This window comes from Acinetobacter sp. Tol 5, from assembly GCF_019702905.1.
Classification (GTDB): Bacteria; Pseudomonadota; Gammaproteobacteria; order Pseudomonadales; family Moraxellaceae; genus Acinetobacter; species Acinetobacter bereziniae.
Genome location: NZ_AP024708.1, coordinates 3846922 through 3870935 on the forward strand (window position 1 = coordinate 3846922; position 24014 = coordinate 3870935).

The 24014-nt window shown below is 38.9% G+C and carries 22 protein-coding genes and 2 pseudogenes; 15 read left to right on the forward strand and 9 right to left on the reverse strand.

The genetic code is table 11. The features are described from left to right. Positions 1 to 131: 131 nt before the first annotated feature. The 4 genes from TOL5_RS17815 to TOL5_RS17830 form a co-directional block, all read right to left on the reverse strand. Entirely contained in the window at positions 132 to 839 is a 708-nt protein-coding gene (locus TOL5_RS17815) for an XAC2610-related protein (RefSeq protein WP_009585693.1), read from the reverse strand. 125 nt (positions 840 to 964) lie between these two features. Continuing rightward, the gene (locus TOL5_RS17820; protein ID WP_009585734.1) at positions 965 to 2419 is read right to left on the reverse strand and encodes an NAD(P)(+) transhydrogenase (Re/Si-specific) subunit beta; all 1455 of its coding nucleotides are present in this window, start codon (positions 2417 to 2419) and stop codon (positions 965 to 967) included. A 3-nt stretch (positions 2420 to 2422) separates the two neighbouring features. Beyond that, positions 2423 to 2743: a proton-translocating transhydrogenase family protein gene (locus tag TOL5_RS17825; RefSeq protein WP_005030974.1), complete on the reverse strand. Its 321-nt coding sequence runs from the start codon at positions 2741 to 2743 to the stop codon at positions 2423 to 2425. An 11-nt stretch (positions 2744 to 2754) separates the two neighbouring features. Continuing rightward, entirely contained in the window at positions 2755 to 3882 is a 1128-nt protein-coding gene (locus TOL5_RS17830; RefSeq protein ID WP_004827733.1) for a Re/Si-specific NAD(P)(+) transhydrogenase subunit alpha, read from the reverse strand. Between the two features lie 929 nt (positions 3883 to 4811). Here TOL5_RS17830 and TOL5_RS17835 point away from each other — a divergent pair. Both TOL5_RS17835 and TOL5_RS17840 read left to right on the forward strand, forming a co-directional pair. Further along, on the forward strand, positions 4812 to 5738 hold the full coding sequence (locus TOL5_RS17835) for a DMT family transporter (protein WP_221260559.1): 927 nt from the start codon (positions 4812 to 4814) through the stop codon (positions 5736 to 5738). 24 nt (positions 5739 to 5762) lie between these two features. Next, a complete protein-coding gene (locus tag TOL5_RS17840) occupies positions 5763 to 6638 on the forward strand; it encodes a S66 peptidase family protein (RefSeq protein ID WP_121775396.1) in 876 nt (291 codons plus the stop codon). A 63-nt stretch (positions 6639 to 6701) separates the two neighbouring features. Here TOL5_RS17840 and soxR read toward each other — a convergent pair whose 3' ends face one another. Then, entirely contained in the window at positions 6702 to 7292 is a 591-nt protein-coding gene (gene soxR / locus TOL5_RS17845; protein ID WP_324099739.1) for a redox-sensitive transcriptional activator SoxR, read from the reverse strand. 72 nt (positions 7293 to 7364) lie between these two features. Here soxR and TOL5_RS17850 point away from each other — a divergent pair, with 72 nt between their 5' ends. From TOL5_RS17850 to TOL5_RS17865, 4 genes are all read left to right on the forward strand, one after another. Further along, entirely contained in the window at positions 7365 to 7796 is a 432-nt protein-coding gene (locus TOL5_RS17850; protein ID WP_004827725.1) for a RidA family protein, read from the forward strand. A 22-nt stretch (positions 7797 to 7818) separates the two neighbouring features. Continuing rightward, on the forward strand, positions 7819 to 9009 hold the full coding sequence (locus TOL5_RS17855) for an MFS transporter (RefSeq protein ID WP_042089545.1): 1191 nt from the start codon (positions 7819 to 7821) through the stop codon (positions 9007 to 9009). A 494-nt stretch (positions 9010 to 9503) separates the two neighbouring features. Next, positions 9504 to 9923 (forward strand): lysozyme inhibitor LprI family protein, encoded by a 420-nt coding sequence (locus tag TOL5_RS17860; protein WP_121775394.1) that lies wholly within the window; start codon positions 9504 to 9506, stop codon positions 9921 to 9923. Between the two features lie 68 nt (positions 9924 to 9991). Further along, the gene (locus TOL5_RS17865; protein WP_121775393.1) at positions 9992 to 10411 is read left to right on the forward strand and encodes a hypothetical protein; all 420 of its coding nucleotides are present in this window, start codon (positions 9992 to 9994) and stop codon (positions 10409 to 10411) included. 22 nt (positions 10412 to 10433) lie between these two features. Here TOL5_RS17865 and TOL5_RS22540 read toward each other — a convergent pair. Together TOL5_RS22540 and TOL5_RS17870 are read right to left on the reverse strand one after the other, a co-directional pair. Beyond that, positions 10434 to 10583, reverse strand: a pseudogene (locus TOL5_RS22540) (IS3 family transposase); the annotation flags it as partial. A 182-nt stretch (positions 10584 to 10765) separates the two neighbouring features. Beyond that, complete coding sequence (locus TOL5_RS17870) at positions 10766 to 11410, reverse strand: HEPN domain-containing protein (protein ID WP_121775392.1); 645 nt, start codon at positions 11408 to 11410, stop codon at positions 10766 to 10768. Between the two features lie 451 nt (positions 11411 to 11861). On the opposite strand from TOL5_RS17870, the gene TOL5_RS17875 reads away from it, so the two are divergent. The 9 genes and pseudogenes from TOL5_RS17875 (at position 11862) to TOL5_RS17915 (ending at position 21370) form a co-directional block, all read left to right on the forward strand. Next, a complete protein-coding gene (locus TOL5_RS17875; protein WP_151780818.1) occupies positions 11862 to 13208 on the forward strand; it encodes an amidase in 1347 nt (448 codons plus the stop codon). 55 nt (positions 13209 to 13263) lie between these two features. After that, positions 13264 to 14148, forward strand: a complete 885-nt coding sequence (locus TOL5_RS17880) for a polysaccharide deacetylase family protein (RefSeq protein WP_004827699.1) — start codon at positions 13264 to 13266, stop codon at positions 14146 to 14148. Positions 14149 to 14170: 22 nt separating this feature from the next. Then, the gene (locus tag TOL5_RS17885; RefSeq protein ID WP_228153663.1) at positions 14171 to 15550 is read left to right on the forward strand and encodes an MFS transporter; all 1380 of its coding nucleotides are present in this window, start codon (positions 14171 to 14173) and stop codon (positions 15548 to 15550) included. A gap of 10 nt (positions 15551 to 15560) precedes the next feature. Next, on the forward strand, positions 15561 to 16331 hold the full coding sequence (locus TOL5_RS17890; protein ID WP_151780817.1) for an SDR family NAD(P)-dependent oxidoreductase: 771 nt from the start codon (positions 15561 to 15563) through the stop codon (positions 16329 to 16331). A gap of 86 nt (positions 16332 to 16417) precedes the next feature. After that, positions 16418 to 17167: pseudogene (locus TOL5_RS17895) on the forward strand (SDR family NAD(P)-dependent oxidoreductase). 19 nt (positions 17168 to 17186) lie between these two features. Next, on the forward strand, positions 17187 to 17483 hold the full coding sequence (locus tag TOL5_RS17900; protein ID WP_151780815.1) for a hypothetical protein: 297 nt from the start codon (positions 17187 to 17189) through the stop codon (positions 17481 to 17483). Between the two features lie 2 nt (positions 17484 to 17485). Beyond that, positions 17486 to 18454, forward strand: a complete 969-nt coding sequence (locus tag TOL5_RS17905; RefSeq protein WP_151780814.1) for a CobW family GTP-binding protein — start codon at positions 17486 to 17488, stop codon at positions 18452 to 18454. Between the two features lie 266 nt (positions 18455 to 18720). After that, positions 18721 to 19950, forward strand: a complete 1230-nt coding sequence (locus TOL5_RS17910) for a carbohydrate porin (RefSeq protein WP_151780813.1) — start codon at positions 18721 to 18723, stop codon at positions 19948 to 19950. 229 nt (positions 19951 to 20179) lie between these two features. After that, a complete protein-coding gene (locus TOL5_RS17915) occupies positions 20180 to 21370 on the forward strand; it encodes an ABC transporter substrate-binding protein (RefSeq protein WP_005030992.1) in 1191 nt (396 codons plus the stop codon). Between the two features lie 27 nt (positions 21371 to 21397). Here TOL5_RS17915 and TOL5_RS17920 read toward each other — a convergent pair whose 3' ends face one another. Continuing rightward, the gene (locus TOL5_RS17920) at positions 21398 to 22402 is read right to left on the reverse strand and encodes a GntR family transcriptional regulator (RefSeq protein ID WP_005030994.1); all 1005 of its coding nucleotides are present in this window, start codon (positions 22400 to 22402) and stop codon (positions 21398 to 21400) included. A gap of 280 nt (positions 22403 to 22682) precedes the next feature. After that, a complete protein-coding gene (locus tag TOL5_RS17925) occupies positions 22683 to 23999 on the reverse strand; it encodes a carbohydrate porin (RefSeq protein WP_151780812.1) in 1317 nt (438 codons plus the stop codon). Positions 24000 to 24014: the final 15 nt, after the last annotated feature.

The following is a 24014-nucleotide window of genomic DNA, read 5'->3' on the forward strand; positions in this document are numbered from 1 at the left end:
AATTAAACACCCAGAATTCTAAAGGCTCATAAAATGCATAGGTTTTATTTATAATTAATGACTTGATGCAAATCAGATGTATAAATAATTAGGTGGTTGAGTACAGAATAGCGATACCATGTAAATTATAACTACTGAGCATAATATTTTTCACTTGGATAATATTTTACTTTTTCTTTCCATTTTCCATTGATTAAATGACGGTCTGTTACTTTGACTTGATTTCCACTTGAGGTGAGTTCATCTTCAATAAATTCTCGAACCAGTAATAGCCCCTTTTTAGGCACAACTTGGTACTCAGAACGAATATGATAACAACAGCCACTTTTATTAAGAGCAATGATCCGTTTGCGCTTTTTATCTAGCTGAAACATGCCTAAATTTTCTTGAGTGAGCACAGACAGCTCCTGACTTAAAACAAATTTTTGCTTGCTTTGATTAAACACATAAATATCATACACAGGACCACCATAAGGACCATAATGACCATTCCTTATTGCAAGGTCTTGTGTTCCATCAAAGTTAAAATCGTCAAAAATCAAAGGACTTTGTTCACCATAAAGCTCTATAACATTAACACTGGGCATAAAATTTTCATCTAAATACATGGTCAATTCATCAGAGTGAAATGCTTGAAATACTGCTTTACTGCCCTTTTTAAATAACTTTACTTCAGCCTTGTCACCACATTCATTCTTCTCACATGCCATATCAATAATGGCATCATAGTGTTTTGAACCATTCTTAATTTCAAAAACTTGTGCTTGTGCTATAGATAAGGAAAGTACAAGACTAATACCCACACTTTGACAGATCGTTTTAATTACTTGCTTCATCATTTTTATTCAGTCAATTTTGATTAAAATCATAACATCAAACCGTGAATAATAAAAAACCGCCCGAAGGCGGTTAGGTTCCCTCCTTAATCAAAGGAGGGTCGGGGTGGATTTAATCCGATAGCAGTTTAGTGCCCACCACCATTAATTGCTTTGGTCATCTCTTCAACAACTTTCTTGGCATCACCAAAGATCATCATGGTTTTGTCATTGTAGAACAAATCGTTGTCTAGACCCGCATAACCTGTTGCCATAGAGCGCTTGATCACCATAATGGTACGAGCTTTATGTGCTTCAAGAATCGGCATACCATAAATCGGTGAGCTTGGATCATCTTTAGCTGCTGGGTTAACAACGTCATTTGCACCAATAACCAACACCACGTCTGTTGCAGGGAAGTCCGAGTTAATCTCATCCATTTCCAAGATGTCTTCATATGCAACGTCAGCCTCAGCCAACAATACATTCATATGACCCGGCATACGACCTGCAACTGGATGGATCGCAAAGCGAACTGTTACACCTTGTTCTTTCAAAATTTCGCAAAGCTCTTTAACGGCATTTTGTGCACGACCTTGCGCCATACCATAACCTGGTACGATCACAACACTATCCGCATTCGACATCAAGAAGCCAGCATCATCCGCAGAACCTGAACGGTAGTTACGCTGAACTTGTTCACCTTTGTCCGTAGAAGCAACAGCTGCCCCACCCATTGCACCACCAAACAAGACATTGATGATTGAACGGTTCATTGCTTTACACATGATGTAAGACAGAATCGCACCTGAAGAACCCACCAGTGAACCTGCAACAATCAGCATGTTGTTTTCAAGCGTAAAACCAATACCTGCCGCAGCCCAACCAGAAAATGAGTTCAGTAGCGAAACCACAACTGGCATATCACCGCCACCGACTGGAGCAATCCACACCCAGCCAAAGACTAGTGCAAGTGCTGTCATCGCCCAGAAAGCCTGCATATTGCCAGTGGTAAAGAAGTACACACCACAAGCCAGCATCGCAAGAAAAACAATCGCTTGAACAGGTTTAACCCAAGCACCAGAAATGGTTTTTGCCCATTTCTTGGCAGCCAACTTACCATAAGCAAATACAGATGCTGTAAAGGTAATCGCACCAACAAAACAACCCACGAACAATTCAAACAAATGAACTTTGCTCATATGTGCATGCTGTACACCAGCAGCAGTTAAAGCAGATTCGTTTTGCGCAAATAAAGCAGTCAGTTGGTTGTTATGTAAAATCGCAGCAATCGCAATCAATACCGCAGCCAAACCAACAAGTGAATGCATCAATGCTACAGTTTCAGGCATTTGTGTCATTGGAACAGTACGTGCACGTGCAATACCCACAATTGCACCAAGCACCATTGCACCACCAATCATCCAAACGACTGGATGATCTGCAACAAAGAATGTGGTGATCACAGCAATCGCCATCGCGATCATACCGTAACGGTTACCAGCAATCGCAGTTTTAGGACCTGAAAGACCACGCAACGTCAAAATAAAAAGGACCGCACCAACAAGGTAGAACCAATCCGCATACTCTCGAATAAACTCCATAGATTAGCCCTCTTTTTTCTTTTGCTTTGGCTTAAACATTTCAAGCATACGTGCAGTCACTGCGAAACCACCAAAAATGTTAATACTTGCCAAGAACACTGCAATTGCACCAAGTACACTGACAACATTCACGGACTGAAATTGTACATTTGCTTCAACAACACCTGGAATTCCAACAGTTTGTATCATCGCACCAACAACGATAATTGAGGACAATGCATTAGTTACCGCCATTAACGGCGTATGTAATGCAGGTGTTACTCCCCAAACCACGTAGTAACCAACAAAGATGGCTAAGACGAAAATAGTAATAGTTTCAACCATGATGACTCTCCTTAACCACGCTTCAGCAGTACTTGACCGCCATGAGTTACTAGAAGTGCTTTTTGAATCTCATCTTCTTGATTGATCGCAAAGTTTTTCTCTTGATCAAATAAAGTTTCAACGAAATTAAATACATTACGTGCGTATAGTGCTGAAGCTTCAGTCGAAACTGTAGATGGAATATTTGGAATACCCAAAATAGTCACGCCATTGTCTGTGACAACATTTTCACCATTCTTGGAACCTTCAACGTTTCCGCCAGTTTCTACTGCCATGTCCAAAATGATTGAACCTGGTTTCATTTTGGCAACGGTCTCAGCCTTAATTAAGCGTGGAGCATCACGACCTGGCAACAACGCAGTTGTAATCACGATGTCTGCATTTGACACTGCTTTATCTACGATGACAGCTTGATCTTGAATGTACTGCTCACCAGGCATCCAGCCATAACCATTTTTAGCAGCATCGGCAGCTTTTTGCTTTTCTTCATCAGACATTGGAACGTCTAACCACTTTCCGCCTAATGATTCAACTTGGTCACGAGCAGTTGGTCGTAGATCTGTAGCTTCAACCACAGCACCTAAGCGTTTTGCTGTTGCAATTGCTTGAAGACCTGCAACCCCAACGCCCATAATGACGACACGTGCTGGTTTAACTGTACCCGCAGCAGTCATCAGCATCGGGAACATTCGTTGATATTCCGCAGCAGCAAGAAGCACTGACTTATAACCTGCAAGGTTGGCTTGAGAGGACAATACATCCATATTTTGCGCGCGTGAAAGTGTACGAGGCAAAAGCTCTAACGCAAATGCAGACACTTGTTGTGACGCAAATTGGTCAAGTTCAGTATTGCGATACGGGTCAAACATCGCCACGACGGTTGTACCCGCAGCAAGTTTTTGAATTTCGTCTCCTTGCGGTGAACGAACTTTCAGAATCATTTGACTACCAGTATAGGCATCATCCGTGATCTTAGCGCCGACTTGTTCATAAGCACTGTCAATATACGCAGCTTTCTTACCAGCTCCACGTTCAATGACAATGCTATGACCAGCACTAATCAACTTTTTTACTGTCTCTGGCGTTGCAGCTACACGGTTTTCACCGATGACAGTTTCTTTTGGGATTCCAATCTGCATGAGCGTTCCTCAAGCTAATTTTTCTTTAAGTCAACATCGTCAATAAACGATGCTTCCCCCAGATGCGTTTGTTATGAATTTTTGGATTCTAATTGAACTTTTTTAAAATACCACCCAATATTTATTTAATAAATACCCATATTTTGAACTGATGATTCATAAATATAATTGTAAGATATACCTACTATTCAATTTATTGTATTTTTCCTGTAATGCACATCCTGCATTTTCTAACATCCTTTGACTCCAGTTTGACTAATTGATCTTTTTTTCATCATATCTTTACTGTTTTTCATCAAAACTTGCTTCAATCGATTGGCATTTATGGCATTTTTTTATCTTTATCTAGCGTATCCATTGTGGCTTAAATACGCTATAAAACAATAGATTTAACCTAAATATCATTCACAGTATTGGCATTTCTGACAATTTATAACTGTTTTCATCCTGCTTCAATTGGCTTTTTATGACATTTTTTTAGTCAAAAATGTAAGTTATTTTTCATTCCATTTTTTAATTTCATTAATAAAAAAAAGTACTTGGAATAAATAACCTCATTAACCTAAATCCAAGTCAAAACCAATTACAAAAATTTTTACTCTTTTTCAATTTGCCATTTTGTCAATTAATAGTACCGAACACCATTCAGTTGAGTTGCTTATAAATTGCACCACTTTTGTGCAAAAAACAACACAACAATCTCAAACCGACAAAAACAAATTATTCTGCGTTGATTTTGATCAATTTTTTATTCTAACACGGGCTCATTGCCGAGTAAAAAATTGCATAAAGCATTATTTCCTTGTGTAGTATTCCTTTTATTATGCAAATTCATTGCTTTTTTGCATTTCACCTGATGAAAAACAACATTTATACTGCTTGTTCAAATATACATGTCGAATGACGACATCGTTAATGCAGTCAAATTCATGAAATTTTCTATCTCTAGCACACAGCTTGGTTCAATTTTCGCACTGGGTGCAGCTTTCTTGTTTAGTACTAAAGCTATTTTTATTAAACAAGCCTATGCTTTATCGCCATTAGTCGATAGTACAGTCCTTATGGCTTTACGAATGGCAAGTGCATTACCCTTCTTTCTTCTGTTATGTTGGTTCAATCGCCACCATAACAAAAACATCATACCTAGGGATTGGGGTTTATTGGTCGCTGCTGGTTTGATGGGGTATTATTTTTCAAGTTGGTTAGATTTTGCTGGCTTAATGTACATCAGTGCTTCACTTGAACGAATTATTTTATTTCTCTACCCTACACTGACTGTAATCGCCACAAGCTTTATTTATAAACAGAAGTTAAATCTTAGAACCATCATTGCAATTGCATTAAGCTATGGCGGAACCGTTATTGTGATGCTCCAAGAGCAAAGTACTGTGCCACATGAAGCAAACTTCTGGCTAGGCGTAAGTCTAGTCTTTGCCAGTGCCGTGTCCTTTGCCACCTATTTATTGATGACACCACGTTTGATTCAAAAGTTTGGCTCATGGAATTATACAGGTTTGGCTTTGAGTATTGCTTGTTTTGGTACTTTAACGCATTTTGCTATTGCGACACCCCACCCCATACAACTCCTCAATCAACTGCCGATGACCGTCATTTGGTATGGTATTGCACTGGGATTATTGGTCACAGTATTACCTACGATTTTGGTGGCTCAGAGTATTTCTCGCTTGGGAGCAGCACAAGCTGCAATGATTGGTTCGATTGGTCCCATTCTCACCATTATTTTGGCAGTTGCTTTGCTGGGTGAACATATGAATGCGATACAATGGTTTGGTTGCTTGTTGAATATCATCGGTGTCATGATGATCACCTTATCTAAAAAGAAACTTGCACACTAAGTTTTGTAAAAGTTTGGAAGAAATATGCATTTTAAAATTGTATCGCCAAGTGCGTGCGTAGATATTGAAAATATCAAATTGGCTCAAACTCAGTTAGAACGCTTAGGTCATCAAGTCAGTTTAGGACAACATGTTTTTGCACAATACCGTTATTTGGCTGGTACGATCGAACAACGTGTAGAAGATTTAAAACAAGCTTGTTTAGATCCCACCGTAGATGCTGTTTGGTGTGGTCGTGGTGGTACAGGCGCTGCGATGTTATTGCCCTTTTTAGGTGAATGGATTTTAAATAAGCCAATTATTGGTTATTCAGACACAACCGTATTATTAAATTATATTGCCATGCATGGTGGTCAAGCTTTACACGCCCCCGTATTTCAAGAAATTGCGGTTAAGAACTTAGATAATTCACCATTATCTTATGATGCATTAAAAACCGTTAGTCTATTAACTGCGGACTCTCACAAACAAAACCTGTATGCATTATCTGCTATAAATAGGTTTAATCAAAATCAAGTGCTTGAGAACTTACATATATTAGGGGGTAATCTGACAGTACTTTGTAGCTTACAAGGAACACCCCATGGTCTAGCGCTTGATCGACCGAGTGTCTTACTGATTGAAGATGTTGGTGAACCATATTATCGAATTGAACGCGCTTTCACTCAACTTCTACAAAGTATTCATACATCAAACCTCAAAGCAGTGGTGTTAGGTGATTTTTATCAGTGTCCACAGAAAAACGTACCTCAAACGATTGCAGAGATTGTCACAGAACACTTAGAAGCGCTCAACATTCCACTTTACCAATGTGATTGGTTTGGTCATGGTGCAGTCAACCGCCCTTTTTGGATTGGTCAGAAAGGAAAAATTACAGGTACTCAGTTAATCATTGGGTGAGGCTACATAAAACCGATTGAATCAAGCGGTTTAAATAACCGAACTCAACACTGATCATCATATTCAATCTTGAGAAAACTGTATATTGATTAAGTTGCTGATCACTTCCTGAAAATGAGCCCCTGCTGAAGTTTGTCCCAATTCATCATTTGGATTTCGTAAGGGGCATTGTTGCAAGGATAAGCAACCACAACCAATACATTTATCCAACTGTTGACGTAATTTCAGCAAATCCATAATTTTCTGATCCAATTGGGTTTGCCATGCTTGAGACATTTCCTGCCAATCGGACTTACTGGCAACTTTCTGACAAGGCAGTATCGCGAAGGCATCCTTGACTTGTTGCAAACTGATGCCGACTTGTTGTGCAATTTTAACAATCGCAACACGTCTTAACATTGCACGCTGATAGCGTCTTTGATTCCCTTGCGTACGCGTACTCCAAATCAAATCTTTATCTTCATAAAAGCGAATCGCAGGTACGCTTACCCCACTCCGTTGAGCAAGCTCGCCGATGGTCAACCATTGTCCCAAGTGCTTTTCCGCAAGCTGATTTTGCTCTTCATCAAGCATTTGAATCAGATTCTGTTGATCAATCTGTTTTGAATTTGTTTGCTCTGGCTGTTTTTGTTTCCCGCAATGATTTAATTTCAATTTTTGCTTGACCTACAGTTAACTTGAGCTTTGATACTAGCAAAAGTTTCCCATTGATAGAATGTTGACAATATGAATTCGAAATCAGATCTTCCACAAATCAAATCATTTCAGATGACCAACCCAAATACTCTTTATAATCCCACAGCATTTGCGTATAGTCATGTGGCTGAAGTGCGTCATTATTTACGTATTTTGCACATATCTGGACAAGGTGGTGAAAACCAACAAGGACAATTATCCAAAGATTTTGCGCAACAAGTTCATCAAGCTTTTATCAATCTGCAACACGCTTTACATGCAGTAGATGCATCATTAATGGATATTGCTGTTTTAAGAATACTCGTGGTCGATCATAGCCCTAAAAAACATCAGTTTTTAATTCAGGAAATGCAACAGCTTTGGAAAAATCAAAACTTTCCAGCTTGCACATTAATTCCTGTCCCGTGTCTTGCCTTACAAGGGATGCTCATTGAAATTGAAGCAACCGCTTATTGTATGTAACTTCGAGAACTAGGAAATTTTTATGAATGCTCAACTCGATATTAGCCAAAATAAAGCATTACTTTGGCTAATGGCGATTGCCTGTGGTTTATGTGCGGGAGCAAACTACTATAGCCAACCTTTAATCCACTCGATTCAACAATACTTTAATATGCCTGAATCGCAAGTTGCGCTTACTGTGACTTTTGCCCAAGTATCCTATGCGCTTGGGCTGTTATTCATTGTGCCTCTGGGTGATATTGTCAATAAAATTAAATTTATTCCGTGGCTGATGTTTTGTGCTGCCATTGGTTTATTGATGTGCGCTTTTGCCATCAATCTTCCTATGCTTTGGGCAGGTACCATCATTACAGGTTTATTTTCTGTTGCTGCGCAAGTTCTCATCCCGCTTGCGACCATGGCAGTAAAACCTGAAAAAACGGGTGAAGTAGTTGGTTTCCTCATGAGTGGTCTCTTGGTGGGGTTATTGCTTTCAACCAGTCTTGCAGGCTTGTTGTCAAACTTATTTAACTGGAAACTGATTTATTTTGTTAGTGCGGTATTGATGCTCATTTTGGCTTATTTACTGAAAACTCGCCTACCCCATGTGCCTATTTTAAAAATGAGCTATGCTCGAATTTTTCATTCGATGGCTTTACTACTTAAAGAAGAACGACGTTTAATTTACCGCGCCATTATTGGTGGTTTTGTTTTCGCAGCCATGAGTATTTTATTTTCTACGATTGCCGTTCTACTCACCTCAGAACCCTTTAAACTGCCAGATGTATTGGTGGGTGTAGCCACATTGATTGGTGTATTTGGTGCTTTAGCAACTGCAAAGATTGGAAAAATCGCCGATCGGGGACATACCACAATTCTGACTTGGGTTGGAATCGCAGTCATGATTTTAAGTTGGGGACTACTCTATCTAGGGGGAACAAACTTAACTGCATACATTCTCGGCTATGGTCTTATTAGTTTTGGATTGGCTGTGGTACACACCAGCAATCAAAACATCATTTTCCGCCTACGCCCAGATGCAAAATCTCGAATCAATTCTATCTACATGACTGCCTATTTCACTGGGGGTGCATGTGGTTCAGCATTGGGCGTATATGCTTGGCATCACGGAGGCTGGACAATGACCTGCATGGTTGGGCTAAGTTTAGTATTTGGAGCAGCACTGTTTTCTCTTTTAGATCGTCTATATCTCAATAGAGCACAGACCATTTAAAGCATTCTAAAATCAAAATCCTTCAAAATTTGGGGGATTTTGATTTTTTAAGAGACTTATTATTTTAATAAAAATACGGACACTGAAATCATTCTATTTGAATAATATTCACTGCAACTATTGTGTGAAAAAATCGATCATAATATATTCACATTAATAGTCTGCGATAAAATTCCAAAAAATGCGATGCACACAATTTAAATGGATATGCGGGTTACTATCTTGAAGCTATATGAATAAACAGTTGAGGAGCAGTAATTATACGGAAGATAAATCTCAGAACTTTAAAGAAATTTGTACAGGACAATCAATATTTTTGGGAAAAAACATCCAAATATTCATGATTATTCAAATTTAAAGTTGATACACTTTGGTCAAAATGATAACCCTGTCCTGTCTTTGTTAAAGCGTGATTGACGACATTCAAGTAAGTTTTTTCAACTCGCACAATAACCAACATTCATCCTCATAGATCAACTAAGAGTTTATCCCTTATGAAAAAAATACGATTAGCATGCTTACCGATCAGTTTTTTATGTACTTTTTCAAGCTTGGTCTTTGCTGCACCAATAGGAAATGAAAACTTATTATTAAGCCAAGCTTTTATAAACTGTGACAACAGTGCCCAAGGCATTATTGAACAGGCAGCTTGTCTAAAAGATGAGGAGGAACGTCAAGATAAGCAATTGAATAGTACCTATAAAAAATTACAATCGCATTTGAATGCTACCCAGAAAACGAAACTGGTTGCATCACAACGTATTTGGCTACAATCACGTCAAAGTGATGCTGAACTGGAAACAACGTTGTATGGTCAATCACAGCCAGACAACTTGCAAATTGAACTTAATGAGATACAACGTACAGCAGCCCGCACTGCACAATTGCAACGCTATCTGATTTTATTGCAATAATGCAAATCAAAGCATAGAAATACTTAAGAACGAACATCGAGATCAAGATAAAACTAAAGGTTAAACATATGAAAAAATTTAAAAGTACTACATTATTGTTTATCTCTCTTCTTCCTTTTGCTGCTTTTGCCGATGATGAAATGTCTCATCATCTTCCAGATGATTCTTATATTCATGCCAAATTAAGCAGCAGTTATGCTCAATGTATCAAGCAAAGTGGTGCTGTAACATTTGAAATGCAAAGCTGTATGGACCAAGAATATGCTCAACATAAAAACCGCGTTGAACAGGCCTTTGCCAAAATCATCAGTCGTCCAGACAGTATGAAAAAAGACCAACAGATGGATGAGATCGCAGCATGGTGGGAAAACACCAACAAGTATTGTAATTGGGATCCTAAAACCGAAGGACAGGGACAAATGTTAGATGCACAGTCTTGCCGCCTGAACCGTATAGCTAATCTTGCGGATAAACTCAGCCACTATTGAGTCTCATAAATTAAAACGAATACTAATCAGTATTGTAGACAGGATTTCGCTCTAAAATCTTAAAATATTTTTGCTCAAATACTTCGGAGCTTAACCGACCATTTGCAGAATGCCTTCTGATTTGATTGAAATAAACTTCAATCTATTCAAACAAGACTAAATTTGTTTGTTTTAACAAATATGCTGAGCATCACGGAGGCTGGACAATAACCTGCTTGGTTAGAAGACTAAGTTTAGTATTTAGAGCAACGCTGTTTTCTCTTTTAGATCATCTTTATATCGATAAAATCCAATCTGATTAAAAAGATCTATGCAACAATCCCTCATGTGTTAGAGGGCTTGTTTTCTTTCAATTCATGACACTTGTAATAATGGATAAAATGGCGTATCCAAATCAAAATTTTGAGGATTTTCCAAAATAATATGCATACTTGCAGGGATTACAGCAATCAAGATATTACAACTGTCTTGTAGCAATTTGCGATTCATCGAACTGTTAGAGGTTGCTCCACCCAAAATAATTTGATGTTGTAAAGTCAATAAACGTTGAAAAACAATCTCTAATAATGTGATCGAATCCTGAGCCTGTCGTGCTTCCGTTGCACGCTTTTTTTCTGCAATAAATGCTTGTTTCCATGTTTTCTGATTTATTTTTTGATTTTGATCATCCCAAAAATTTTGAAATGTATAAGGACTTTCAATCAGTCGAGCAATTGCATCATGACATCTATCCCATAAAATATGCTGAATTTTTTGCTCTCGATCAAATCGCACTATACCGCTGAAAAATTGACTAAAATCTTGCTCACCGTCTTTGATTTTAACCAATTGTGGTGTGATTGCACTTAAAGCAATCCATAAACTGATGAATTTCAAATCAAGATCGCTTTCTAAAATCACAGCTTTTTTGAGCCAGCTCAAGCCACGATGTATACGTAAATTGAATTGCTCAGAATTTTCCGCTTTTTTACTTTTATAAACTTCTTCTAAAACCAACATCCCCAATACCTTAGATTATTTTTTTGATGATTTACCTTACGCAATGACAGTGTTGTGAGCAAGTGGTTTGTCTTATTTTAAAACTGATGAGAAAAATTTATCTTTATCACAATAACAAATCAGAAAGCCAACAATAAAATCTTCAAAATTTCAAAGCAGTTAACCAGCTCATTTAAAAAAATCTACGTCATTCACCTCAGTCATCCTATTCGAAATAGCACTAAATCGAGTGAAAAGTTAAGTGAAATCACCACTTAATGATCTTTTTTTTTAAAAATACATTTTACACTATTCTTAATAAAATATTGATAATGATAAAAAAATTATAAAGAAATAAAAAATAATTTATTTTTTAATCGTACATTATTTACTCTTTTGATTTTTTAACTTAAGATTAAATAAATTAAAAAATGTATATATTATTAAAATATACAATTATTAGGAGAATGGCATGGATGACGCAATTTCCTTATCACAGCAATATGCACAAGGAATCACCGATCCAATTCAAGAGTTGGAAAGAGCGTTTGATGTTATACAACAGGTAAATGACAGCACTTTTATTTCCTTAAGCATAGAACGTGCTTATCGAGAAGCACACGCTTCGACTGAACGTTGGAAAGCCCATGCACCGTTATCTCTATTTGATGGTGTTCCCATTGCGTGGAAAGACCTTTTTGATGTGCAAGGAACTGTGACCACAGCAGGTTCAAAAACTCGAGTGCATCATGCCACCGCTCAGCATGATGCAGATGGCGTCATGCAACTGACTCGTATGGGTATGGTCAATCTGGGAAAAACCAATTTGACTGAATTTGCTTACTCTGGGTTAGGTTTAAACCCACACTTTGGCACACCTAAGAATGTGGTTGATCCACGATGTATTCCTGGGGGATCATCATCTGGCGCAGCAACATCTGTAGGACAAAAAATTGTCCCTATTTCTATGGGTACGGATACCGCAGGTTCAATTCGGATTCCTGCATCCTTTAATGGCTTAGTGGGTTATCGAAGTAGCAGTTCACGTTATAGTAAAAAAGGCGTTTTTCCTCTTGCCGCAAGCTTAGATAGCGTAGGTCCAATCAGTCGTAGTGTTCGTGACTGTATTGTTTTAGATCAGCTTATGCTTGGACAAATTCAGTCAAATATCCCCCCTCAACCACAATCAAAAAACATGCAAATCTATGTCGATTTAGACATGCTTAACCACCCAAGCGTTCAGGATTGTGTGAAGCATAATTTCTTGCAAACGATTGAAATACTTCAACAAGCAGAAATCCGTGTGGTGCATAAACGCATAGGTGCATTTAATCAAGCACAAACCCTGATTGACTCAGGTCAATGGCTAGGTGCTGCTGAGGCATATACCTTACATGAAGCCTTATTACACAGTGATCAAGCAGAACTCATGGATCAGCGGGTAAGAAAACGCCTGCTTTCGGCAAAAGATACCTTGGCTTCTAGCCAAATCCATCTTTATCAAATGGCACAGCATTTAAAAGCAAGCTTAAAAACAGAACTGGCTGAAGGATTTTTACTGACACCAACTACTGCACATACTGCACCTGAACTTGCACCTTTAGAAGCAGATGAAGTCTTATTTATCCAAACAAATCTCAACACGCTTAGATTAACCATGCCCGGCAGTTATTTAGATATGCCAAGTATCTCACTTCCGAATGGAACCGACTCAAATGGGCGCCCTACAGGAATTTTACTCTCAAGCTACAGTGGTAATGATCAAAGCCTTTTATCTGTCGCCCTGAGTATTGAACATATTCTTCACAACAATGATTAGCACAATCATTTTAGTTCCACCACACACTTAACTTTATTTTATCGAGGATGATGACATGGCTAAAAAGGAAATCTTAGTTTCATTTGGAGTTGACGTTGATGCAGTCGCTGGTTGGCTAGGGTCTTATGGCGGTGAAGACTCGCCAGATGATATTTCACGAGGCTTGTTTGCAGGTGAAGTCGGGTCAATACGTTTACTGAATCTATTTAAAAAGTATGGTTTAAAAACCACTTGGTTTATTCCCGGGCACTCTGTAGAAACATTCCCTGAACAAATGAAAGCCGTTGTAGATGCTGGACATGAAATTGGTATGCATGGTTATAGCCATGAAAATCCAATTGCGATGACGCCTGAACAAGAGGAAGCAGTGCTGGATAAAGCAATTGCGCTCATTACTGAATTATCGGGCAAACGTCCAACAGGATATGTCGCACCATGGTGGGAATTCAGTAATGTTACCAACGAACTTTTGTTAAAAAAAGGCATCAAATATGACCATAGTTTGATGCATAACGATTTCACACCTTATTACGTTCGTGTAGGTGATTCGTGGACCAAAATTGATTATAGCCAACAGCCTGAAACATGGATGAAACCATTACTTCGTGGTGAGGAAACGGACTTGATTGAGATTCCTGCAAATTGGTATCTCGATGATTTACCCCCGATGATGTTTATTAAAAAATCTCCAAATAGTCATGGTTTTGTCAATCCTCGTGATATCGAACAAATGTGGAAAGACCAATTTGACTGGGTCTATCGAGAAATGGATTATGCCGTTTTCCCGATCACCCTACACCCAGACGTTTCTGGTCGACCACAAGTTTTATTGATGTTGGAACGTCTGATTGAACACTTCAAAGCCCACGATGGGGTGAAATTCGTCACCATGGATGAAATTGCAAACGACTTCGCGCAGCGCTGTCCTCGCAAAGGTTAAAAATTCCATAGAAGGAAAAGGAATGATGAGCGAAAACATAGATGTTAAAAGCAGCATTGATGTGAATCAGGCTGCTTCGCAAGATAAATTAATCAACTGGCATCCTGAGCAAATTCAGCAAAAAGATATCACTTATGCATCTTGGATTGCTTTTTTTGCATGGGTGTTTGCAGTTTATGACTTTATTTTGTTTGGTACTTTATTGCCTGTCATGGGCGGTCATTTCAACTGGAATGAAGCTGAACAAGCCAGTTTAGTCACTTGGATTGCCATCGGCGGTGCAATTGTTGCGTTCGCTATTGGACCAATTGTAGATCGTATTGGTCGGCGTAAAGGGATTATTTTCACCATGACAGGTACAGCAATCGCTACAGCGATGACCGCCATGGCAGGAGTTGGAAAAAGCTCACTAGTTGCCATTCGTTCTGTTGCTGGTCTGGGTTATGCCGAAGAAGGGGTAAATGCAACTTATCTCACCGAAATGTATGCCACTTCAAAAGATGAAAAGTTTCAAAAACGTAAAGGCTTTATCTACTCTTTGGTGCAAAGTGGCTGGCCTGTAGGGGCATTACTTGCAGCAGCATTGACTGCAATTTTACTTCCTTATGTGGGTTGGCAAGGTTGTTTTATTTTTGCTGCTATTCCAGCATTTATCATTGCTTTTCTAGCCAGAAATTTAAAAGAAAGTCCCCAGTTTCAAGTTGTGCAAAAAATTAATCAACTGAAACAGTCTGGCGAAAATGAACAAGCAGATCAATTGGCTCGTCAGTACCATTTAGATGACCCAGAACAACAAAAAGTGGGCGTGATGGCTGCTTTTAAAGGTTCGGCATTACGCCCAACATTAGTACTAAGTTTAGCGATTTTGCTGAACTGGTCTGCCATCCAAGTCTTTAGTGTATTGGGAACATCTGTGTTGGTGAATGTTCACAACTTGTCTTTTCAAAACTCCTTAATCATTTTGATTCTCTCGAATCTGATCGGTTTTGTTGGCTATTTGGTTCACGGTTGGTTAGGAGATCGTATTGGTCGTCGTAATACTGTTGCCATGGGTTGGATGTGTGGTGGTGTGGCGTTCTATGCCATGATCGTTGCTTCTCATGACCTTGTCACAGTGGTCGCCCTTTATAGTGTTGGTTTATTTTTCTTAACAGGTCCTTACTCTGCAATGTTGTTTTTTATGGGGGAATCTTTTCCAACACGCATACGCGCAACGGGTGGCGCAATTGTGCATGCGATGGGACCGATCGGTGCAATTTTAGCTGGTGCAGGTATCACCAGTATTCTCACTGGTGGTGGAGCTTGGGCAAGTGCGGCAATTTGGTTTGGTGCCCTACCTTGCTTCTTGTCTGGTTTGGTCATGCTTATGGCACGCCATGTAAAACCTGAAGATGTGAAATAAGGAAATGAGCATGACTTTAAACAATACTCCCGTAGCATTTATTACTGGAGCTGCCAGTGGGATTGGACAAGCTTTGGCTGTTGCATATGCAAAACAGAATATTCGAGTTGTTGGCGGTTATTTTGAGAAAGATCCACATGCCCCAAACATCACCGAACAACTGGTCAAAGAAGTAGGCGGACAATGTGTCATGGTTGCAGTAGATGTGACCGATACTGAGTCTGTACAAAGCGCAGTACAAAGTGCAATAACACATTTTGGGCGCTTAGATTATGCGATTGCCAATGCAGGTTTGTTACGTCAAAGCCCAATCATTGACATGACAGATCAAGCATGGAATGAAATGTTAAATGTTGATTTAACTGGTGTAATGCGTACCTTCCGTGCAGCAAGTCTATACATGCAAAGTTCAGGTGCAATGGTTGCCATTTCCTCTATCGCAGGGGGTGTTTATGGTTGGCAAGCACATAGCCATTATGCTGCTGCCAAAGCAGGTATCCCTGGCTTATGTAGATCTTTGGCTGTTGAATTGGCACCTAGAGGAATTCGTTGTAATGCGGTTATTCCCGGTTTGATTGAAACCCCACAATCCTTAGATGCGCAAAATTCTCTTGGTCCTGAAGGTTTAAAACTTGCTGGACAGAAAATTCCCTTAGGACGTGTCGGTCGTGCCGATGAAGTTGCCAAACTGGTTCGCTTCTTAACCAGTGATGATGCCAGCTATATCACAGGACAAAGCATTATTGTTGATGGTGGGCTAACCATTCGTTGGCCTGATTAATCAACAATCCCCTACTCATATGTTGAACAAGCTTGATTTTGAAATTTATTGATGAGGTCAAGCTGTTCTTTTTATTGGAAGAATACATGAAACCATTAAATGAATGTCGTGTTGTGGTGACGGGAGCCGCCAGTGGTATTGGTGCTGCGATTGCACAAGCATTTGCTAAGCAAAATAGCCGTTTGGTGTTATGCGATTTAAATGCTGAAGGTCTAGAACAAATTGCCCAGCGCTGCCGCCAATTTGATACGTAAGTGACCACCATTATCGCAGATCTGGGCACTGAACAAGGTGCGCATCAAACTGTGGATTGCTGTGTAAAAACCTATGGTGGAATAGATGTTTTAGTCAATAACGCAGGCATTTTAACCCAAGCCCCGTGTACAGAACTCAGCAAGAAAATGTGGGACGACATGCTTCGTATTGACTTAACCAGTGTGTTTTTAACCAGTCAACGGGCATTACCTCATATGATCAAGCAAAAATGGGGGCGTATTATTAATATTTCCTCCCAACTTGGAATTAAAGGCGGGATTGAACTGGCACATTATTGCGCAGCCAAAGCCGGTGTAATCGGTTTTACCAAATCTTTAGCACAGGAAGTCGCTAAAGATAATGTATTGGTCAATGCAATAGCACCGGGTCCAATCGCCACACCACTGGTCGATGGTATTAGCCAAAGCTGGAAAGATGAAAAAGCCAGACAATTACCTTTGGGGCGTTTTGGAACAGCTGAAGAAATTACGCCAACCGTAATTTTATTGGCGTCGGATCCTGGCGGTAATTTGTACGTGGGTCAGACACTCGGACCAAACAGTGGCGATGTGATGCCTTAATCAATGGAGTAATGGTGCAATGTGTGGATTATGTGGATTGATAGGTGAACAACAGGATTGGACAGACAGCCTAAGATCTGATCTGCCTAGACGGCGAGAGCGTTTACGTAAAATTAAAATGCTTAATCACATTACTGCACCCTATCGCTTATCAATTGCTGACTTTCAGGGCGTGAATTATCTAATTCAGACACCTACCGGCAAACAAAGTATTGCCAATGGGCTTGATCAATTATGGAACGGAATCCAGCAATTAACGGGGCAAAAAATAGATGTTCTTGATCCTCGACTGTTATCACATTTAGAGGCTTTATAAATATGACGATACCTGTGCATATTGTGACTGGTTTTTTAGGCAGTGGAAAAACCACGTTGATAAAAAAACTACTGACACAAACACAAAATGATAGCACGATCGTTTTAATTAATGAATTGGGTGAAGTCGGTATTGATCATCTGTTGGTACAAACAGTCGCTGAGAATACCTATTTGCTCACCAATGGTTGTATGTGTTGCAGTGTTTTAACCGATTTAAAAGATAGCTTGTTAAAACTCTTACAACAACGTAAACAGGGAGAGATTTCAGATTTTAAGCGTGTCATTATTGAAACCACAGGTTTAGCTAATCCAGCAGCGATTTTAAATACAATTCATCATGATACACATATTAAAAATCAGTTTTATGTACATGGCTTAAGTACGGTTGTTGATGCCGAGTTAGGTCATTTACAGGCTAGGTTGCATCCAGAATGGTTAACCCAAGTCGTTGCTGCACATCAGATTATTTTGAGTAAGACTGATCGGGTTGACCTTTCAACACAACAGCTTTTATCTGAGAAAATCCAACAGCTTCACCCTGAAGTGAATATTCAATCCATCAATCAAATTGATTGCGTTGATGACATTTTTTCTCAAGATTTAGCGCAGCAACAACATCTTTCACGACCGCAATTTTTTCTAAAAACTCAACAAGACCAGCATGCAATGACTCAAAGTTGCGTGCTGGAATGGACAACAAAACTGGATTGGATGGTATTCGGACTATGGATAAATCTATTACTTAAACAATATGGTGAAAATATTCTACGGATAAAAGGGATTTTAAACTTAACTGAATTTGACCAACCTGTTTTGATTCACGGCGTACAACACTGTTTATACCCACCAGAGCATTTAGCCCAATGGCCGTGGGAAGATCGCTATTCGCGTATTGTCATGATCGTGAGGCATGTTGATCTTGAACAGATAAAAAAGTCATTTCAAATTTTTATGGAAAAGCTGAACTAAGTTAATTACGAAAACCGTCAAACTTCTGTGTTTTTAAAACATGGAACAGGATTTCTATGCCTAGATTTAACTAAAAATATTTTCTCAGACTTCAATTTTTAAATTTTTTATGAGGATTTATCACAACTTGCAAAGATAAATACAGCAATGATCAAGGAGTCATCATGGACTAAAACAATTCATAAAGTAGGGATACTGAACGTTTAAATCTTCTGTTTTTTTTATCGAGAAAAGAACATGAGTTACTCAAAAATAAGGTGCAAAAAATGAAAAAAATCGTATGGGCAATTACATTCGCAGGATTATCATCAACATCATCAATTTATGCAAAAAATGCTTTTGCAAGTGACAGCCCATGGATGTTGGGCGATGGACAAGGTCAACGTACAGCTTTAATTGAAAAAGGCTATGATTTTGGCATAAGTTATACGGGTCAAGGTGCAACCGTACTTGATACCCAAATCAGTAGTGAAAAAGACTCGGCTTATGCAGATCAATGGAGCTTTTTGGGAAATTTTGACTTAAATAAAATTTTGGATTGGAACGATACTGAAGCGTTGATCAATATTACTTATCGCTCAGGTCAGCAAGTTGAAAATAAGTCACAGGTGTTGTCTCCACATATCAGTCAAGTTCAAGAAGTGTATGGTCGAGGACAAACATGGCGTTTAACGGACTTATGGATTAAAAAGAAATTCTTCGACCAGAAGTTAGACGTAAAAATCGGACGATTTGGTGAAGGAGAAGACTTTGCCAGTTTTGATTGTGAATTTCAAAATCTTGCTCTATGTGCAGGTCAAATTGGACATTGGTCAGGAGATCAATGGTATAACGGTCCTGTAAGCCAATGGGCAACTCGTGTTAAATGGAATATCTCTCCAAATTTATCAGCGCAAGTTGGTGTCTATGAATACAATCCTCAAAATCTAAAAAGAAGCAAAGGCTTTAACCTGAGTACAGATGGTTCCAAGGGCGCACTGCTTCCAATAGAGCTGATTTGGAAACCTGAAAATTTAATTCAAAACTTGGCTGGTGAATATCGTTTAGGTTATTACTACAGCACAGCTGATGTAACAAACGTGCAAATCCAAAACGATCGTAAAGAACATAAGAACGGGACTTGGATTTCAGCCAAGCAACAGTTAACAAGCCATGCTGGCGATGTAAACCGAGGTTTAACATTGATGGGACAAGTTGCTGTTTATGACAATAAAACCAGTATTTTTAATGATGCAGAAACACTTGCTGTGACTTATAAAGGTCTATTTGATCAGCGTAAACAAGATGAAATTGGGCTAGGTATATCACGAATTGCTGTCGACAGTCGGCAAAATCCCCATTTGAATAACGAGATCAATGCTGAATTGTATTATAGTCTGCTCGCAACACCGTGGCTTAAAGTGCGCCCCAACCTGCAATATATTGACCGTATTGGCGCAAATAAAAATCAGGGTGATGCCTGGGTAGCTGGGTTAAAGTTTAATCTAAACTTTTAACATGGCTTCAACAGCACTCCACCAAGTTAAAACGTAGTGACTTGTATACACTACGTTTTAACTTAAAGCTAAGTTATAGTCAGCAAAAGCCTGTCATTTACAAAAAAGTAAAATCAGCATATACAATACTTAAGCTTGATCATGATGATCAGTTCTAAGGGTTTTAAATCATAATTTTGGTTTAAAGACAACGTTTGTAATGGTCGTTTGTCCCTAAAAAAGCAGGATAATGCATACTTTGAAAACATCATCTAAACCGACTTTAAGGGTCTTAGGTACTTCAGTCACCCTAATTGAAGCAATAAGAAAACAAGCTGAAATAGATCTTGGTTTTGATATTGAATATCAAATTCACGACCCTCAAACCGCACAACGTATTGCAGTATTAAATCCAGATCAATATGACCTTTATGATCAATGGTTCCATAATATTGATTTTGTTTGGCCAGTCAGGTCCATTCAGCCCATAGAAATTAAGAAAATTCACCGCTGGGATGAAGTCAATGATTTAGCAAAGAAAGGAACTTTACTTGCTGATCAACCGTTGGCAAAAGGTGGCGTTCCAAGTCAACGATTATATGTACAAAAAGATGGTACGTTGAGTAGTCAGGAATCTGAATATATCAGCATGCTTCCCCTTACCCACAATGTAGACAGTTTTATTTATTTTCCAAAATTTTTACCTAAAAACTTACATGATCAACCCGAAAGTTGGGCATGGCTATTAGAGCAAAATTGGAATGGTTGTGTCACGGTACAAAACGATGCTGCGATTGGTGCACTCGATTTAGCAATGGCAGTACAGGGTTCGGGTCAATTGCAGTTTAAAGATATAGGTAATTTATCTTTATCTGAAATTGATCAATTGACTTCAATCTTACTTGAGCTTAAACAGCAACAACATTTCAAAGATTTTTGGGCTGATGATGCACATGCTTATAATTTAATTGTCGATCAAAATATTCATATCGGCAGTTTATGGTACCCCGCACTGATCAAATTACTAAAAGCAAAACGAGATTTTAAAATTGCAAAACCTGTAGAAGGATACCGTGCTTGGTTTGGCGGATTGGCATTATCTCGAAATTTGCAGGGGCAAATGAAAGATCATGCTTATGCGTATCTCAACTGGTGGCTTGATGGTTGGGCAGGTGCCATGATGGCAAGACAAGGCATGTATATTTCCAATCCACTGCGAGCACGAGAATATTTAAGCTCGGCTGAATGGGATTTTTGGTATATGGGTAAACCTGCTGCAGAAGCGTTAATGGGAATTGATCAACAACCTTTAATTAAAAAAGGCATGCTACGCCAAGGCGGTTCCTATATAGAAAGAATGGGGCATATCGGAGTCTGGAATTCTGTCATGGATGAACACAACTACTTAGTCAGAAAATGGAAAAACTTGATGCAACACTAGGCTAGGATTGCTATTCCATTTAAATGATTAGGAAATTCTTTCTAGATACGGAGGAATATTCGGTTCAGGAATAATTGAAAAGACTTTTAAATATTCAACCGAACGCTTTTTTGCATTAATCAAATGCTTTTCTAAATATTCCAAGCCTTGATCTATCGAGCCACACAACAAGGCTTCTAGAATTGCGTTATGTTCTTCTAACATCAACTCATAATTGCTCAGATGAATCGCATCATGGATCACTCGGCTAATCAAAATAGAGCTCTGCGCATTGTATAAAATATTTGCCATTTTCTGATTATGCCACTTGATATTGCACAAGGTTTGATGCAGATCAGCTTCAATCTGTTGGATCAATGAGGCATTCACATCCTGTTTATGGGTTTGTGCATAGCGAATACGATTTAACATCTGCTGAATATCGTCATAAGAAATATGATGAATATTGGCTTTTAGCGCCAATGGTTCAAGAATTAAGCGCAGTTCATAGTTTTCGATTACGCTTTGTGCAGTTAATGGACCAGCAAGCCAATCTCCGTATGCCTCTTTTTCGACTAAGCCTTGTAAATGTAGACTTTTTAATGCCTCACGTACAACATTGCGCCCCACATTAAAATGCTCAGCAATGCGCTGTTCATCAAGTCGATAGTGTCCATGTAAAATAATATAAGATATGCATTGATACAGCTCATCATAGACTTTATCGCTTAATAAACGGGTATCAATAATGTCCTCATCAGATGCCAGCCCCAATAATTCTCGAGTGATCTCCAGTCTAATCGGTTCAATATCATTTGATTGTTCTGGGTTGACCAAATAACCTCGACCTTCAAAACGTGAAATTAATTGTTGATCAAATAAAAGTTGTAATGCCTTACGAACAGGAACACGGCTGGTATTAAAAATATTCGAGAGCGGTCCTTCTAACAGAACAACGCCAGTAGAAAGCGTATGACTGCGAATCACATTTTGCAAAGTCTCAAAAATACTTTGATAGCGTGAATTTGCCTGAGAAAATGTTTGAGCCGTCATAACAGGATATACAATTTAAAATGGACTGGAATCTAGTAAATCATAATTTACACCAATAATGATCAAGCTAGACAATGTGATCAAAACAATTTTAGAAAACAATGACTCAGATTCAATTGGCTTTCATGTTATATCTTAAAAAGGTCAATATAGCCAAATATAAAAATTCATATGGCGTAACAAAAGAAAAAGTTACCTATTTTAATCACAACCCGACAACGCTATGATTCAAGGTAACTTTTCTATTTTCAATAACAACAAAATTTAAAGTAGTGCAGCATTAGAAATTCATATTAAATTTCACGCCACCTACCCATGCATCACCATAGGCTTTATTGGCACCAATATTTTTGACATATTGAATATTTGGACGCACTGTTAACCAAGGAGCGGCTTTTAAGCCATAATAAATTTCTGCATCCAACTCATCATCAAACTTTTCATTGTTGACTTTGCCTTTAAACTTTATTGCATCTGTATTTACACCAATCCTCGCTAAACCAATTCCAATTTCATCGCTTGGGCGAGCATCAAATAATCCCTTGTAGACCACTGCAATATTTTGCGCATCACTATAGGCACTGGTTTTATCATCATAAAATGTCGCTTGTCCCATCAAGGTCAAACCACGAGATTCATCGCCATGGTGACGAGTCAATTGCTGCTTTGCTGAAAGCCAAGCCGCCCATTTATGATTATCAGCATCAAACTTTTGGGAAATTCCCGGAACTGAATAATCCACCTGTACATTCTGTGTGTCCACAGTACTGGTAAAGTAACCAAGTCGGTATTCTCCCGGTAAACTTAAATTTGCACTGGTTTTTTTCGGTTGCCAGACAATTTCCAATGGAATCACAGCACCATCTGAACCATCAGTACTTAAATTAAAACCATCACTTGCCGTAGTCGCATTGGCGTTAACAGTATTGCGTTCATATATTCCCATTTGAACGGCTAATTCTGGATGAATATTGTATTTAACTCGCCCTGCCCATTGGCTCACAGGACCGTTGTACCATTGATCTCCAGCCCAGTTTGCAACCTGACCACCACATAAAGCAAGGTTTTGAAATTCACAATCAAATCCAGCAAAGTCTTCACCAATACCAAAGCGTCCCAACTTGATATCCAAACGCTGATCAACAAATTTCTTTTTAAGCCATAGGTCTGTTAAACGCCAAGTTTGACCTCGACCATATACTTCTTGCGTCTGGTTAAATTGTGGCGCCATGACATCGGCTTCGGTATTGAGTGCTTTTCCACCACGATGGGTGATGACAATTTTTGCTTCTGTATCACGCCACCCCAATATCTTATTTAAATCAAAGTTTGCACCAAAAGCCCATTGATCTGCATAAGCATTGCCCTTGCCATCACGATCAGCATTCATAACACCTGCAAACTCACCTGTATACCCCACATTAAAGTCATAGCCTTGATCTTTTAACTGGGTTCTTTTACCGTTCCAATCTCCAAACATCCATGGGCTATCTACACGAAAAGCATCTGCTGCGATTGCAGCGTTCATCGTTAACCCACTTGATAATGCAATGATTGTGAGTTGTACTTTTCTACGACTTCCATTTTGAATTTTCATGATATTGTCCTTAAT